The sequence below is a fragment of the Fructilactobacillus sp. X2R1C1 genome (assembly GCF_059901435.1).
This window is the reverse complement of sequence record NZ_JBWXUV010000063.1, coordinates 1-309: the sequence shown is the minus strand read 5'-3', so window position 1 is coordinate 309 and position 309 is coordinate 1. Positions and strand designations below refer to the sequence as shown.

The window sequence follows — 309 nt, the reverse complement described above, 5'->3', positions numbered from 1 at the left end:
GTACTACCTCCATCTTTTTGCGGACGGTCAACCCGATTTGAACTGGGAAAATCCCAAAGTCAGAGAAGAAGTTAAAAGTCTGATGAAGTTCTGGTTGAATAAGGGCGTCGATGGTTTCCGAATGGACGCCATTAACTTGATTTCCAAGCCCAAAGGATTGCCAAACATGCCGAAAGCTGCCAATGCTAAATATTCGGCACCGGGTGCAGGGGTTTTGAACGGACCACGGTTGAATGAGTTTTTGCGTGAATTGAATACCGATGTCTTATCAAAATATGACATCATGACGGTCGGTGAAATGTCAGGAAC

The 309-nt window shown here is 45.0% G+C and carries 1 protein-coding gene; it reads left to right on the top strand.

What is annotated here, in order from left to right; genetic code table 11:
- The coding region (locus AC6UDG_RS07515) for an alpha-amylase family glycosyl hydrolase (protein ID WP_500706963.1) at positions 1 to 309 on the top strand (309 nt) is incomplete at both ends.